We start from the raw sequence: 13,704 nt of genomic DNA, 5'->3' as shown, positions 1-13,704 counted from the left end.
TTCCCTACCGATTTCTGACTGGAGCTCCTCATGGCCAAGCTGCTGACCCCGGATATTTGCGTGATCGGCGCCGGTTCGGCGGGCCTGTCCGTCGCCGCGGCGGCCGCCGCCTTCGGGGTTGACGTTGTGCTGATCGAAAAGGGCCTGATGGGCGGAGACTGCCTGAACTACGGCTGCGTTCCCTCCAAGGCATTGCTCGCCGCCGCCAAGGCCGCGGCCAGCATCCGCAAGGCCACCGACTACGGTGTCCGCGCAGGGCAGCCCAAAGTCGATTTTGCCGGTGCCAACGACCATGTCCGCCGGGTGATCGCGGCCATCGAGCCGCACGATTCGCAGGAGCGCTTCGAAGGGCTCGGCGTGACCGTCCTGCGCAGCCCGGCCCGGTTCACGGGTCCGGACAGCGTGATGGCGGGCGACACCGAAATCCGCGCGAGGCGGTTTGTCATCGCCACGGGCTCCTCGGCGCTGGTGCCGCCGATCCCCGGCCTCGACCAGGTCTCTTACCTTACCAACGAATCCCTTTTCGACCTGCGCGCCCTGCCGGAGCATCTGGCGATCATCGGCGGCGGCCCGATCGGGTTGGAAATGGCCCAGGCCCATCGCCGTCTCGGGGCGAAGGTCACCGTGTTCGAGGCCCGGAAGGCGCTCGCAAAGGACGATCCGGAGCTGTCCGCCATGGTCCTTGAAAAGCTCAGGGCCGAAGGCGTCGAGATCCTGGAGGAGACCGCCGTCGAAAAGGTTGAGCGCACCGGTGAGGGCGTGACCGTCACCGCCCGTACCGGTGACGGCACCACGGTCAGGACCGAGGCAACCCATTTGCTGGTTGCGGCGGGCCGCGCGCCGAATGTTGCCGATTTGGGTCTCGAGGCCGCCGGCGTTGCTCACGACCGCAAAGGAATCACGGTCGACAACGGCCTTCGGACGTCGAATCGGAAGATCTACGCCATTGGCGATGTGGCGGGCGGTTTGCAATTCACCCATGTCGCCGGCTACCAGGCCGGCCTGGTGATCCGCTCGATCCTGTTCCGCCTGCCCATTGGAATGAACGACAGCATCGTGCCCTGGGTGACCTATACCGCGCCCGAACTCGGTCATGTCGGGCTCACGGAGGCGGAGGCGCGCGCACGCCACGGCGGCAAGGTCAAGGTGCTGACCACCGACTATGCCGGCAACGACCGGGCCCGGGCGGAAGGCCTGACCACGGGCAGGCTCAAGCTGATCGCCGGGCGGGGCGGCAGGCTGCTCGGTGCGGATATCGTCGGAGAGCAGGCCGGGGAGGTGCTCAACCTGCTTTCCCTGGCACTTTCCAGGAACATGACCATGAAAGACCTTGCAGGTTTCATTGCGCCCTATCCCACATTGGGGGAGCTGGTGCGCCGCGCGGCAATTTCTTACTATGCGGAAGCGCCCAAAAATGTTTGGGTGCGCCGTGTAATCGCCATCTTGCGCAAGTTTGGATAATCGATTGCCGCACAGGCCCGCCGCTTTCTTCGAAAGTGCGCAAGGATTTTGGGAAGACATGACATGAAACATGAGGGCGCGCCGCAAGGATCGGCAGTCCCGCAGGAAGCCGCAAACGAACCGCCCGGACCCGGCGGCAGATTCGGTCACTACAGATTCGGCGGCTTGTCCGGCAAGCTGCTTCTGCTGACGGTCCTGTTTGTGATGCTCGCCGAAGTTTTCATCTATGTGCCGTCGATTGCCAATTTCCGCAACACCTGGCTGATGGACAGGCTGACGACCGCGGGCGTCGCGGCGTCCGTGCTGGCCGAGACCAACACCATTGCCCCGCGCCTTCAGGAAGAGCTGCTCAGCACCACCGGCGCGCTGGCGATCGCGCTGGACCAGGGCTCGCAGCGCAGCCTGATCGCCATGAGCGACGTGCCTGCGGAGGTCGATTTCGTGATCGACATGGCCAAGGTTTCGCCGTGGTCGTCAATCCTGGGAAGTTTCGAGATCCTGACCTATCGCGGCGGCGGTGCGATGCGCGTGATCGGCGCGGGCCAGATGGGGCATACCGAACGGGTCGACGTGGTTCTGCCGGTCGCCCTTCTGCAGCAGGACATGCTGGCCTTTTCCGGACGCATTCTGGCGCTGTCCCTGGTGATCTCGATCATCACGGCGAGCCTGGTCTACATCACCCTGCGGGCGCTGTTCATCCGTCCCTTGCGCCGCCTGACACGGTCGATGGAGCGGTTCGCGGAAAGCCCGGAGGATGCCTCGCGGATCATGCTGGTCTCCGGCCGGCGCGACGAGCTCGGCGACGCGGAGATCCGCCTCGCCACCATGGAGGAAGCCCTGTCCCGGGCGTTGCACCAGAAGCAGCGCCTGGCCGATCTCGGGCTGGCCGTTTCCAAGATCAATCACGACCTGCGCAACCTGCTGGCCTCCGCCCAGCTGTTCCTTGAGCGGCTGGAACATGTGCCGGACCCGACCGTCAGCCGGCTGGCACCGAAGATCCTGGCAACGCTCGACCGGGCGGTCGGCTACACCCAGGCGGTCATGTCCTACGGCAAGGCGCAGGAACGGGCCCCCCAGCGCCGTCTGCTGGCCCTTCACCGCGTCGGTGACGACGTTGCCGACGTCCTGGGCCTCGCCGACCATGACAGCGTCCGGTTCGAAAACAGGGTGCCGGAAGACATCGAGATCGACGCCGATCCGGAACAGATCTTCCGGGTTCTGCTCAATCTGGTGCGCAATGCGCTGCAGGCGCTGGAAGCGGAGAAGGACGAGACGCTGGTGCGCCGGATCACGCTGGACGCGGAGCGGGACGGTCCTTGCGTCCGCGTGCGCGTCGCCGACACCGGACCTGGCATTCCCGAAAACATCAGGAAGGCTCTCTTCAAGGCCTTTCACTCGGGCTCCAAGCACGGCGGCATCGGGCTTGGCCTCGCCATCGTTGCCGAATTGCTGAAGGCCCACGGCGGAACCATCCGCCTGGAAGAGGGCACGCAGGGAACCTGCTTCTGTTTCGAGGTGCCCGACAGGACGTCCTGACACGCAGGCCCTCCGCCTCCCGCGCGCTTCTTCACCGCAAAGTTTCCGGGAATTCGGCATGTTTCGGGACCGCGTGGCGGATCGTTCGAAAAAAGTTCAAAAAGGTCCTTGCATTCCCTGCCGGACCGCAGTAGGTAAGCGCCCTGTCCGGGGCACACGAGACGCCCCGAACCGAGCAAGACTGTCATCCTCCAGGCCTTGGCCCGATGACCAGATCTTCGCCCTGAATGCACCGGTAGCTCAGCTGGATAGAGCACCAGACTACGAATCTGGGGGTCGGGGGTTCGAATCCTCCCCGGTGCGCCATTTCTCCAAAGGTCCATTCTTGTCACATGGTTTACATTTGATACCGGAGAGAGAGTTTACACTTTCTCCGGAGTGAATGGGTTTTTTGCCGGTTCGACGCGGTTCTCATTGTTGTCGAAATATCCCAGATCATAATCGAGGAACGAGACGAGCCATATATCTTGGTCGACTTCTCGTAGTCCCAGGATTTGGCCGGCGAAGACCTGGCTGAGATTGATCTTGCGTTTTCCGATACAGATACGTCCGCATCGTGTCACGCGCACAGTGCGGTCATGGAAAGGGTATTCCGGTTCAGGCGGCGGTTCGTAGACGCGGGACGAAGGTGTATAGAGTTCACCGGGATAGGCTCCTGCGAGGCCCTGATGGGGCCGTTCATTGTTGTAAACAGCCATGAAGCGGTCGAACTTTTCCTGCTGCTGGAGGAAGTTGAAGGCAGCAGGCTTTGCCGTTTCGCTTTTCAGCGTCAGATGCATGCGCTCGTGGCGGCCGTTCTGCTGGGGATGGCCTGGCTTGATGCGCTCGATGCCGATGCCAAGACGCAGCCACCACACCGACAGCTTGCTCAATCCGAACAGCGCATTCGGGCTGGCGAAGGGGAGGCCGTTGTCGGTGCGAATGGCGGCAGGAAGGCCGAACTCCTTGAAGACGCGTTCAAAAACAGAGAAGGCAAAGTCGGATTTGGTGCAGGTCAAGCCTTCGCAGGCCAGCAAATAGCGCGATCTGTAGTCAGTGATCGTCAGCGGATAGCAGTACTGCCGGTTGCCCAGCTTGAACTCTCCCTTGTAGTCGGCGCACCAGAGCCCGTTCACGTCCTGTGCGTCATGAATCTCGGTTCCACGGGCCTTGTAGCGACGGCGTTTGCGGTGCTGGACCAGACCGTGACGGTCCAGCACCGCATGGACCGTGCTGATCGCCGGAGCCTTGACCATCGGGTATTGCCGGACCAGCTTGTCGCGGATCTTCGGCGCGCCCCAGGTTGGATGCTCTCGCTTGAGACACAGGATGCAGCGTTCGATCTGGAAGGGAAGCTTGTTGGCCTGACGATAGGGACGCCGGCTTCGGTCATTGAGGCCTTCAACGGCCGATTCAGGGCGGAGTGCCTGAATGCACACTGGTTCCTGAGCCTTGCGGATGCGACCGAAAAGTTGGAGGATTGGCGCAAGGACTACAATGAACACAGACCTCACGGTGCCATCGGCAACAAAGTGCCGGTGGATCTCATGAAATCAGAACACGCAGCCAGCCCGTGTTCCTGATTTGGTCCGGAAAACTCTAGCCCTTCCTGGGGGCACGTTGGGTAGCACTCCAGGGGGAAACCAAAATCTTGACCACGGCGTAACTGCCGTTCCATACACATAAGGCGGGTCAATTCTCGGTGGAAATACCGCGTCAGTTCTCGGTGAAAATCAACAGTGACAGGTCCATAGGCGTGAATTTTCTAATTTGATGGGGACCATTTGCCTGTTGCCGTAGCCTACGTCTTGATCCCGATCATGGTGCGTAGCCAAGAAATTCTTCATGTTCATGTTCATGTTCATGTTCATGGCGCTCGGCGGTCCAGCGTGTGGGGCTCTTCGGGCGTTCACGGTACCGGCACGTGGTCAGCAAGAGCCGTTGTTTTACACGGGAGATCCCGACAAAATAAGCTGCGCGTTCCGCTGATGGCTCTCCCCAGAACGTCTCGTTCCACTAGGGGCTGACTACACTGCAGAGATGAGCGCCTGACATCCGGTTAATGAAACACCCTGCAGACCAACCAGCATAAGTTGGCAATGCCGACCACACTGCTTTGAGTATTAGACCATTTTCAGGATTGGCATTGCGTTTCTGAGTGCCATCAAGTCAGGTTTTGGCACCGCGAAAGTGTCGTCTCCGGCAAAGACGGCTTCGATTTCGGCGGCAACGGCCAGAACGCCGAGATCGTCGTTGCGTTTGCCGATGATCTGCAGGCCGAAGGGCATCCCGAGGTCGTCGCGGCCCATCGGGATGGTGATGGAGGGATGCCCGGCTATGGTCGATGCGTAGGCGAGCGCCAGCCACTGGTAATAGCTTTCCGTGGCCTTCCCGTCGATTTCCGCCGGGTAGAGCTCGTGCCAGTCGCGCGGACTGATCGTTACCGCTGGTGAGAGAACATAGTCGGTGTCCTCGAAAAAGCCCTGCCAGTTCCTGTAATAGGCTCCTTGCCTGGTCATCGCGTCGGCAACGTCCAGCGCGGAATAGGAAAGGCCTTCTTCGACATTCGCCATGATGTTCGGCCCGTAGCGGCCGGGGTATTTCAGGGTGTTGGCGTGGTGGTTCCCCAGCATCATCACGGCCCGAAGCACGGCGAAGATCCGGTCGGCGTCTGTGCAGTCAGGGCAGGTTTCCTCTGCGCTTGCAAAAAGTGGGCTGAGGGCTTCCATGCGCTTCCGGAAGGCGCGGCGGACAATCTGCTCCGTCAGCGCAAAGCCGAAGTCTTCCGTGAAGCCGATCTTCAGCGACGCAAGGTTCTTGCGCGGCAGGGTCTTGAAATCCTCCGGGTTCCAGAACGTCTTTCCGTTCATGACGGCCGTGAAGGGATCGAGACGGTCGGGCCGTGCCATGACCGAGAGCATCAGCGCGGTATCGGCGACCGTGCGCGCCATCGGACCGGAGGTCGACAGGTGCATCAGGGCCATGCCGCGCGTGTCGCCGGGAACGACACCCGGAGAGGGGCGAAAGCCGACGACGCCGCAAAAGGCTGCCGGGTTGCGCAGGCTCCCGCCGGTATCCGACCCGGTGCAGAGCGGCGCCATGCCCACCGCGAGCGCCGCCGCCGAACCTCCGGAAGAACCTGCTGCGCTTTTCGCCGGGTCATGTGGATTGCCCGTCGGACCATAGACTGTATTGACCGTGTTGGCTCCGGCGGAAAATTCCGGGCAATTGGTCTTGCCGAGTATGATCGCGCCCGCCTTCCGCATTACGGCAACAATAGCATCGTCCTTGACCGCGATGTTGTCCCTGAAGAGTTCCGATCCGAAGGTGGTTGGCAGGCCTTCCACGCCTATCATGTCCTTGACGCCGAATGGAAGACCGTGCAGCGGACCCAGCGGTTCATCCTTCGAGAGCGCTGTTTCCGCCTCACGCGCTTGCACGCGCATTGCGTCAAAGTCGCTTGCCACGACTGCGTTGATCGCCGGGTTGATGGCCTCTGTCCGTGCAATGCAGGCCTCGGTCAGTTCCACGGGCGAGAGCTTGCGGGCAGCGATAAGCCTTCCGGCTTCGATAGCTGTGAGATCGGCGGGGTCTGACGTCATGAAAGCAAAGTCCTGTTGGAAGGCGAGAGTTCAGGCACCGGTGCCCGGCCCGTTGTCATTTCCTCGGCAAGAAGGGCGGCGGTCGTGGGACCAAGTGTGAAGCCCTGGTGGCCGTGTCCGAAATGAAACCACAGTCCTTCGTGTCTCGGGGCCTTGCCTGCCAGAGGCAGCATGTCGGGCATGCAGGGCCTGTTGCCGACCCAGGGCTCGGCTTCGACCGGTTTGCCGAGATCGATGATCTGTGATGCTGCTCTTGTTCCACGTGACAGCTGGCACGGAGTGGGGGGAGCATCGAACCGCGACAGTTCGGCGCCGCTCAGCACACGCAGCCCGGTCAGCATCGGGGAGAGGACAGTTGCGCTTGCCGCGTCGAGCATGGGGGCGTTCAGCGTGCCGCCGCCGGTGAAATGGCGGTGATACCCGCGCTTGCGCAAGAGGGGAATATCGTAGCCGAAGCGTTTCAGGAGAAGCGGCGACCAGGGACCGAGGGCGACGACCGCCTCCCTTGCCGAGATCGGACCTTCGGGTCCTTCGACCGTCCAGCCGCCGTTCTGGGCATAAAGGCTCGCGGCATCGGCTGTGACCATGCAGCCGCCGCGCGACAGGAAGAGGTCGGCATAGGCCTTGGTCAGGCCTCCCGGATCCGCGCAGCTCCAGGACTGGGGCCAGTGGATAGCCCCCGCAAGGCCCGGTCGCAGGTGCGGTTCGGAGGCCGCGAGTTCAGCTGAGGATTCGACCGAGACCTCGATGCCGTATTCACGCGCGATACGCTCAGAGTCCCGCACCGAGGCCTCTAAAGGAGCCTCGGACCTGTAGACGAAGCGGAGGCCCGTCTTGCGGATGATGTTGTCCGCGCCGGCTTCAGTTATCAGGGGCGCGTGATCCGCCGTCGCCCGCTTGATCAGCCCGGCATAGGTTTTTGAAATCTGCTTGTGCCGCGCGGGCAGCGAAGACTGAAAATAAAGCCAGATCGGGCGCAACAGCGAGGGCAGGGCACTCAGGTGGTAGTTGACGTCGTTGCCGCGTTTTGCCGCGATACTAAGGAGCGTTTTCAGAGACAGGGGCAGGGGATAAGGTTCGACAGCTTCCGCCTGGATGACGCCCGCGTTGCCGTAGCTCGTTTCCTCGCCGGCCCCCCGCCTGTCGATCAGAACGACATCCCGTCCGGCTTCCTGCAGCGCCAGCGCGGTGGAGACACCGACCATGCCGGCGCCGAGAACCAGAACATCGGTCATCGTGGATCTCCTGTTCGAATGGCGGACTGTCTCAAGCGGCTTTCTGTGCGCCGATATCCCAGAACAGTCCCGTCATCATGCGTAAGGCTTCGCGGCTGGAAGACAGGAGCAGGTGTTCGTCCGGCGCATGTTGTGAACAGCCCGGGTAGGAGTGCGGCAGCCAGACCGTGGGTAGGCCGAGCGTTTCGGAAAAACTCTCGTTCGGAATGGATCCCGCGAGATTGGGCAGCAGAACGGGCTTCTTGCCGGTCGTCTCGGCGACGGATGCCGCAACGCGGCTCACCCAGGGATGGGTGGGGTCGAGACGGGTGGCATGAAATGTGCCACGTTCCGCCGGTATGATCTGAACGTCCTCGAAGCCTTCGCGGTCGAGATGTCGGCGAAGCGCGGGAAGAATGTCGTCCGGGTCCGTGCCGACGACATAGCGCAACTGGCAATGGGCACCGGCCCATCCAGAAATGGCGTTGACCGGCGCTTCCGGAACGCCGCTCTTCTGGGCAAGGATGGCAAAGGAGTTCCAGCCGAAAACCCGTTCGGAAGGCGTGAGGCTTTCCTCGCCCCAGTCGGTATCGATCGCCGGGCCTTCGAAGCCGCCGACAGGGCACTCTTCAAGCGCTTTGCGGATCTCCGGCGTCAGGCTGTCCGGGCGCCATTCCGGCACCTTGATCTGACCGCGCCGGTCGGCGATGGTGGCAATCGCATGGGCAAGAACGATGGCCGGGTCCTTCAGGAGCCCGCCCCAGTTGCCCGAGTGATGTGCGCCCTCGCGGTATTCGACCCGAAGATCGAAATTCACCGCTCCGCGCGAGCCCATGAAGAGGGTTGGCTTTTCAGGGTGAAGACGCGGGCCGTCGGACGCGATGAGGACGTCGGATTTCAGCAGATCTTTGTGAGCGGAAAAAAGCGCATCGAGCCCGGGTGAGCCGCATTCCTCGGCCATCTCCAGAATGATCTTGGCGTTGAAACCGAGCGACCCGCGTGCCGCGATCACGGCTCTGAGCGCAGCAAGGTTGATGAGGTGCTGGCCCTTGTTGTCCGCCGTGCCCCGACCATAGGCCTTGTCGCCTTCGACCACCACTTTGAAGGGCGCCAGGCCCTGCCGCCACTGATCCGCCTGGGCGCGGATCACATCGCCGTGGCCATAGATGAGGACGGTCTCGAAGCCGGGATTCTCTATCCGCTCGGCAAAAAGAAACGGATAGTCGGCGTCGGCAGGGTTTTCCAGCACCCGGCAGCTGAACCCCATTTGCGAGAGCATGGGAATTGCTGCCTCGTCGAGATACCGCTCCAGTTCCGGCCGGTTGCCGGGTTCCTGGCTTTCGGTGGGAAAGGCAACCAATCCGGCAAGCTCTTCAAGGAAGCCTCCCTGATCCGCATAGGCCTCGATGTCGTTCAGTGCAGAAGAGCGGGACGTCATTTCAATTCTTCATTTCCTTTTCGGCCACGGCATCGCCCCAGGGGGACATGATTTCCGTGCAGCCGGTGTTCATTCCGTTTTCCCGCATAACGCCCGCCGGGCAGGCGAAGGCATAGGGGTAGACCGTGCGCTTGGCCGTCACCACGGGCTGGATGTCCCGGAGCGAGGCAAGGATTTCAGGTTCGAGGTCCTCGTCGGCGACAGTCGTGTCTCCACCCGAGTTGTCGACCCGCGGCTGATGAAAGGCTCCTTGCAGATCCATTCCGAAATCCATCATGAATGAGGAGAGGTTGAGCACCGCCGGCAGGATCTTCCGTCCTCCGGAAGCCCCGATGGCAAACCGCCTGCCGTCCTTCTCGCCCAGTGTCGGACAGACGTTCATCAGGCAGCCCTTGTCGGGTGCCAGCGAGTTGGGCTTGCCCGGTTCCGGGTCGAACCACATGATGCCGTTGTTCATCAGGAGCCCCGTCGAGGGCGAGATCACCCGCGAACCGAAGATCGAAAGCAGCGTCTGTGTGACGGCAACCATGTTGCCGTCCCGGTCGACGACGGAAAAATGAGTGGTGCAGGACGGCGCATGCGGGGCATCCTGATCGCCCATGGTCTTCAGGCGGTTCCGGTAAGTGATGCCGAGTGCCTCGACCATCGAGCTGTAGCTTTTACCGTCCGGAGTTGCCCCCGGTTCAAAACCTTCTTCCATCATGGCCAGGCATTCGGCGAGGTTCGGTCCGGCAGTCAGGCCTTTCGATGCATGAACATGCCCGCCCCGGTAGGGGACCGTGATGGCGTCCCGCAGCTCGGCCCTGTAGGCCGCAAGATCCTCCAGGCCGAGCGAGCCGCCCTTGGCCTGAACGTCAGACACCATGGCGCGGGCGATCGCGCCCTCATAGAAATCCCGGGCACCTTCGTCCGCCAGCTGTTGCAGTGTTTCGGCAAGGCGGCTCTGATCGAGCCGGTTTTCCACCAGCGCCGTCCATCCGGCAATCGTCGGCCATTGCCCGTCTTCCAGAAACATCCGCGCCGCATCGGGATCCTGCGCCAGCGCGCGGGTGCTGGAGGCAATGATGAGCGAGGCGTACCAGTCGACCAGCAGGCCTTCCTTCGCCAACGCTACGGCAGGCGCCAGGAGATCCTTCCAGCTTTTGCGCCCGAAAAGCTGATGCGCCAGTTCCATGCCTGCAACGGTTCCGGGGACCGCGATCGATGTTGCGCCCTGGACGTTGCGGTCGTCCTTGACGGAGAGCCAGGGAAAGAGATCCGAGGACCGGCCGGAACCGTCGAGCGGATAGTCCGCCGGATCAAGGGCCTTCGGCGAGCGCATGCCGAAGAACAGCGTATGGGCCTTCTGTTCCGCCTCGCGCCAGATCATCATGCATCCGCCGCCGGCCGGGCCGCTCATCCACGGCTCGACCACGCCGACTGCAAAAGACGTGGCAACGGCCGCATCTATCGCGTCGCCGCCCGCTTCCAGGACGGCAGCTCCTGCCTCCGCCGCTTTCCTGTGCTGAGAGGCAACGATGCCGCCGCGGGTCGGCACGACCGTCTTGCGTACGGTCTGGGTCGTTGAAAAATTGCTCATGGCTCCACCAGTTCTTTTGGCTGGAGCCTAAGCCCGTCCGTGCTGTCGCGGAAGAGGTGGCAATCCACGTGGGACGCGCCGGAAGTCAGATGCGGCGGTGCTTCGCGCGAGCAAATATCCTTTGCGACCGCGCAGCGGGGGTGGAAGTGGCAGCCTGATGGAGGGGAAATCGGATTGGGATATTGCGCGCCCAGATGAATGTCGGGAACGGAGAGGGAGGGATCGGGTGTCAGCACCGAGTCCAGGAGCGCCTGCGAATAGGGATGCTTCGGGCCGGCGAAAAGATCGCTTGCCGGAGATTCCTCGACGATCCGTCCCAAATACATGACCGCGACCCGCGTCGCCAGGTGTTCCACCACCGCCAGATTGTGGCTGATGAAGAGATAGGTGAGCCCGAGTTCCTCGCGCAGGTCTGCAAGCAGGTTCAGGATCTGCGACTGGATCGACACGTCGAGCGCAGACGTCGGCTCGTCGCAGATGACGATTTCAGGATTGATCACCAGAGCACGTGCGATGGCGACACGCTGGCGCTGACCACCCGAGAGCTGTCCGGGATAGCCGCGCCGGGATCGTTCCGGCAGACCGACGAGATCGAGCATCTTCGTCACCGCCTTCTGGCGCGAGGCGCTGTCGCCGATCTTGTGAACGACGAGCGGCAGCGACACGATCTCCTCGATAGACTTTCTCGGGTTGAGCGAGGAGTAGGGATCCTGGAAAATCGGCTGGATGCGGCGGGCAAGAAGCTGGCGGTCGGCCGGGCCGATCTGTTTGCCGTCGACAAGGACTTCGCCGGTCGTCGGGTTTTCAAGCCCGAGGAGGATCTTCGCCAGGGTCGATTTCCCGCAGCCGGATTCTCCGACCAGCCCCAGGACGTCCTTCTTGTGGAGGCGCAGGGAAACACCACCGAGCGCCTTGAGCGGCTTCGGTTTGGAAAACATGCCCTGCTTGACCTGATAGGTCTTGGTGATGCCAGTAAGTTCCAGCACCGGTTCGTGTCCGTTCGTGCCTGACATCATGCCACCTCGCTGACCAGCGGCTCTTCAACACAGCGGTACCTGTGTCCGCCGCCGGCGCTGCGCTCCGGAACCGCTCCAGCGCAGGCTTCGCCTGCCAGGCTGCAGCGGCTGCGGAAGGCACAGCCGGAAACGTCGCCGATCAGAGACGGAACGATGCCTGGAATGGAGCCGAGCGGTTCGCCCGGCTTGGTCTTGCCGGGCACCGGAATGCAGTCAAGCAGCCCGCGCGTATAGGGATGGGAAGGCGCATCGAAGATTTCCTGCGCCGTACCGCTTTCCACGATCTCGCCCGCGTACATGACCGCGACCTTGTCGGCGATGCGGGCGACGACGCCCAGATCATGTGTGACGAGGATCAGAGCCAGGTTCATCTCCCGTTTCAGATCCGCGAGCAGGCGCAGGATCTGGGCCTGGATCGTCACGTCGAGCGCTGTCGTCGGCTCGTCGGCGATGATCAGATCCGGTTCGCACATCAGTGCCATCGCAATCATCACCCGCTGGCGAAGGCCGCCGGAAAGCTGATGCGGATATTGTCTCAGTCGGCTTTCGGCGGCGGTGATCCCGACCTTGCCGAGGAGCTCGACCGCCCGGGCCATAGCCTCCGCCTTCGACACCTTGCGGTGAAGGCGCAGAGCTTCGCCGAGCTGGTCGCCGATGGTGTAGGCGGGATTGAGCGAGGTCATGGGCTCCTGGAAGATCATGGCCATGCGGTCGCCGCGGAGCGTCTGCATCTGCTTGGGCGTCATTGACCTGAGGTCCCTGCCCTCGAACTCAAGTTTCGAGGCGCCGACCTTCAGTTTCTCGCCGAGAAGGCCCATGACGGCGAGCGAGGTCAGTGACTTGCCGGACCCGGACTCGCCGACGATGCAGAGCGTTTCGCCGCGTTTCAGGTCAAAATCGATGCCGCGCACGGCGTGCAGCGTTCCGGAGCTCAGCGAAATGTCGACTGTCAGGTCCTTGACGTTGAGGATTGTCTCGCTCATCCCTTGGCCTCCGGTGCGGTGACATCGCGCAATCCGTCGCCTAGGAGATTGATCGCAAGCACGAGCAGGAACAGGGCAATGCCCGGAATCGTGATCAGCCACGGCTGGAACAGCATCATTTCCTTGCCTTCTGAAATCATCAGGCCCCAGGACGGGGTGGGCGGCTGAACGCCGAGGCCGAGGAACGACAGGGCCGCTTCCAGCAGAATGGCGTGGGCCATTTCCAGGGTCATGACTACAATCAGGTTGTTGGCGACGTTCGGCATGATTTCGGACAACAGGATCCGGGTCGTCGAACAGCCGATCGCCTTGGCCGCGTTGACATATTCAAGCCCGCGGATCTGCATGACCGAGGAGCGCATCACCACCGCGAAGCGGTCCCACAGCAGCAGGCCGAGCACCAGGATGACGATCTGAAGCGAGCCACCGAAGAGTGCGACGATCGCCAGGGCGACGAGTACCACGGGCATGGCAAGGCGCACGTTGATGAGGAACGTCACCACGAGGTCGACCTTGCCGCCGAAATAGCCTGCCGCGACTCCAAGTGCCGTGCCGATGAGGCCGGAAATCAAGGCGGCGACGATCCCGATCAGCAATGAGATGCGGGCGCCGTAGAGAAGCCTGGCGAGGTAATCGCGACCAAGCTGGTCCGTTCCCAGCAAATGGGCGGGATCGCTGCCGGCCATCCAGAAGGGAGGCTTCATCCGGGCGAAGAGATCCTGTGCATAGGGGCTCTGGTCGGTCAGGAACGGGGCGAAGAGGGCCACCGCCACGACAAGCGCCAGGATCGTCATGCCGAACAACAGGCCGTAGTGGCCGAAGACGCGGCGGCGCAGCTGGCTGCCCGGCGTGACGGGGACGATGTTTTCTGTGGTCTGCGAGGGTGCACTTGCCAT

9 protein-coding genes, 1 tRNA gene and 2 pseudogenes are annotated in these 13,704 nt (G+C 62.5%); 4 read left to right on the top strand and 8 right to left on the bottom strand.

The genetic code is table 11. The annotated features are described in order from the left end of the window. Positions 1-30 precede the first annotated feature (30 nt). The 3 genes from O6760_RS01895 (at position 31) to O6760_RS01885 (ending at position 3,303) form a co-directional block, all read left to right on the top strand. Entirely contained in the window at positions 31-1,461 is a 1,431-nt protein-coding gene (locus O6760_RS01895) for a dihydrolipoyl dehydrogenase family protein (protein WP_269583796.1), read from the top strand. 63 nt (positions 1,462-1,524) lie between these two features. Further along, positions 1,525-2,997: an ATP-binding protein gene (locus O6760_RS01890; RefSeq protein ID WP_269583795.1), complete on the top strand. Its 1,473-nt coding sequence runs from the start codon at positions 1,525-1,527 to the stop codon at positions 2,995-2,997. A gap of 229 nt (positions 2,998-3,226) precedes the next feature. Beyond that, positions 3,227-3,303 (top strand) — tRNA-Arg (locus O6760_RS01885). 56 nt (positions 3,304-3,359) lie between these two features. Here O6760_RS01885 and O6760_RS01880 read toward each other — a convergent pair. Continuing rightward, positions 3,360-4,391: pseudogene (locus O6760_RS01880) on the bottom strand (integrase core domain-containing protein); the annotation flags it as partial. Between O6760_RS01880 and O6760_RS01875 the strand changes: the two are divergent. After that, a pseudogene (locus O6760_RS01875) lies at positions 4,353-4,559 on the top strand (integrase core domain-containing protein); the annotation flags it as partial. The pseudogenes O6760_RS01880 and O6760_RS01875 sit on opposite strands and share 39 nt — an antisense overlap. A 540-nt stretch (positions 4,560-5,099) precedes the next feature. Here the strand turns inward: O6760_RS01875 and O6760_RS01870 are convergent. From O6760_RS01870 to O6760_RS01840, 7 genes are read right to left on the bottom strand one after another with little or no spacing between them, the layout of a single operon-like run. Next, positions 5,100-6,578 carry an amidase gene (locus O6760_RS01870; protein ID WP_269583794.1) on the bottom strand — a complete coding sequence of 493 codons (1,479 nt, stop codon included), beginning with the start codon at positions 6,576-6,578 and terminating at the stop codon, positions 5,100-5,102. Then, a complete protein-coding gene (locus tag O6760_RS01865) occupies positions 6,575-7,813 on the bottom strand; it encodes an NAD(P)/FAD-dependent oxidoreductase (RefSeq protein WP_269583793.1) in 1,239 nt (412 codons plus the stop codon). The genes O6760_RS01870 and O6760_RS01865 overlap by 4 nt, the downstream gene beginning before the upstream one ends. Positions 7,814-7,844: 31 nt before the next feature. After that, positions 7,845-9,230 (bottom strand): M20 family metallopeptidase, encoded by a 1,386-nt coding sequence (locus O6760_RS01860; protein WP_269583792.1) that lies wholly within the window; start codon positions 9,228-9,230, stop codon positions 7,845-7,847. Between the two features lies 1 nt (position 9,231). Beyond that, entirely contained in the window at positions 9,232-10,809 is a 1,578-nt protein-coding gene (locus tag O6760_RS01855; protein WP_269583791.1) for a gamma-glutamyltransferase family protein, read from the bottom strand. Next, the gene (locus O6760_RS01850; RefSeq protein ID WP_269586198.1) at positions 10,806-11,822 is read right to left on the bottom strand and encodes an ABC transporter ATP-binding protein; all 1,017 of its coding nucleotides are present in this window, start codon (positions 11,820-11,822) and stop codon (positions 10,806-10,808) included. The genes O6760_RS01855 and O6760_RS01850 overlap by 4 nt, the downstream gene beginning before the upstream one ends. Next, complete coding sequence (locus O6760_RS01845) at positions 11,822-12,808, bottom strand: ABC transporter ATP-binding protein (protein WP_269583790.1); 987 nt, start codon at positions 12,806-12,808, stop codon at positions 11,822-11,824. The genes O6760_RS01850 and O6760_RS01845 overlap by 1 nt, the downstream gene beginning before the upstream one ends. Continuing rightward, positions 12,805-13,704, bottom strand: coding sequence for an ABC transporter permease (locus O6760_RS01840; RefSeq protein ID WP_269583789.1), 900 nt, complete (start codon positions 13,702-13,704; stop codon positions 12,805-12,807). Before O6760_RS01840 ends, O6760_RS01845 begins: the two co-directional genes overlap by 4 nt.

The organism is Roseibium sp. Sym1 (genome assembly GCF_027359675.1).
Lineage (GTDB): Bacteria > Pseudomonadota > Alphaproteobacteria > Rhizobiales > Stappiaceae > Roseibium.
Note: the sequence above shows the minus strand (reverse complement) of the source record. Positions and strands in the feature narration are given on the sequence as shown.

What these genes read in the sequence shown, in the direction of transcription:
- O6760_RS01895 (WP_269583796.1), top strand. Translation starts at nt 31, where the DNA reads ATGGCCAAGCTGCTGACCCCGGATATTTGCGTGATCGGCGCCGGTTCG.
- O6760_RS01840 (WP_269583789.1), bottom strand. Translation starts at nt 13,704, where the DNA reads ATGGCAAGTGCACCCTCGCAGACCACAGAAAACATCGTCCCCGTCACG.
- O6760_RS01860 (WP_269583792.1), bottom strand. Translation starts at nt 9,230, where the DNA reads ATGACGTCCCGCTCTTCTGCACTGAACGACATCGAGGCCTATGCGGAT.
- O6760_RS01855 (WP_269583791.1), bottom strand. Translation starts at nt 10,809, where the DNA reads ATGAGCAATTTTTCAACGACCCAGACCGTACGCAAGACGGTCGTGCCG.
- O6760_RS01850 (WP_269586198.1), bottom strand. Translation starts at nt 11,822, where the DNA reads ATGTCAGGCACGAACGGACACGAACCGGTGCTGGAACTTACTGGCATC.
- O6760_RS01845 (WP_269583790.1), bottom strand. Translation starts at nt 12,808, where the DNA reads ATGAGCGAGACAATCCTCAACGTCAAGGACCTGACAGTCGACATTTCG.
- O6760_RS01870 (WP_269583794.1), bottom strand. Translation starts at nt 6,578, where the DNA reads ATGACGTCAGACCCCGCCGATCTCACAGCTATCGAAGCCGGAAGGCTT.
- O6760_RS01890 (WP_269583795.1), top strand. Translation starts at nt 1,525, where the DNA reads ATGAAACATGAGGGCGCGCCGCAAGGATCGGCAGTCCCGCAGGAAGCC.
- O6760_RS01865 (WP_269583793.1), bottom strand. Translation starts at nt 7,813, where the DNA reads ATGACCGATGTTCTGGTTCTCGGCGCCGGCATGGTCGGTGTCTCCACC.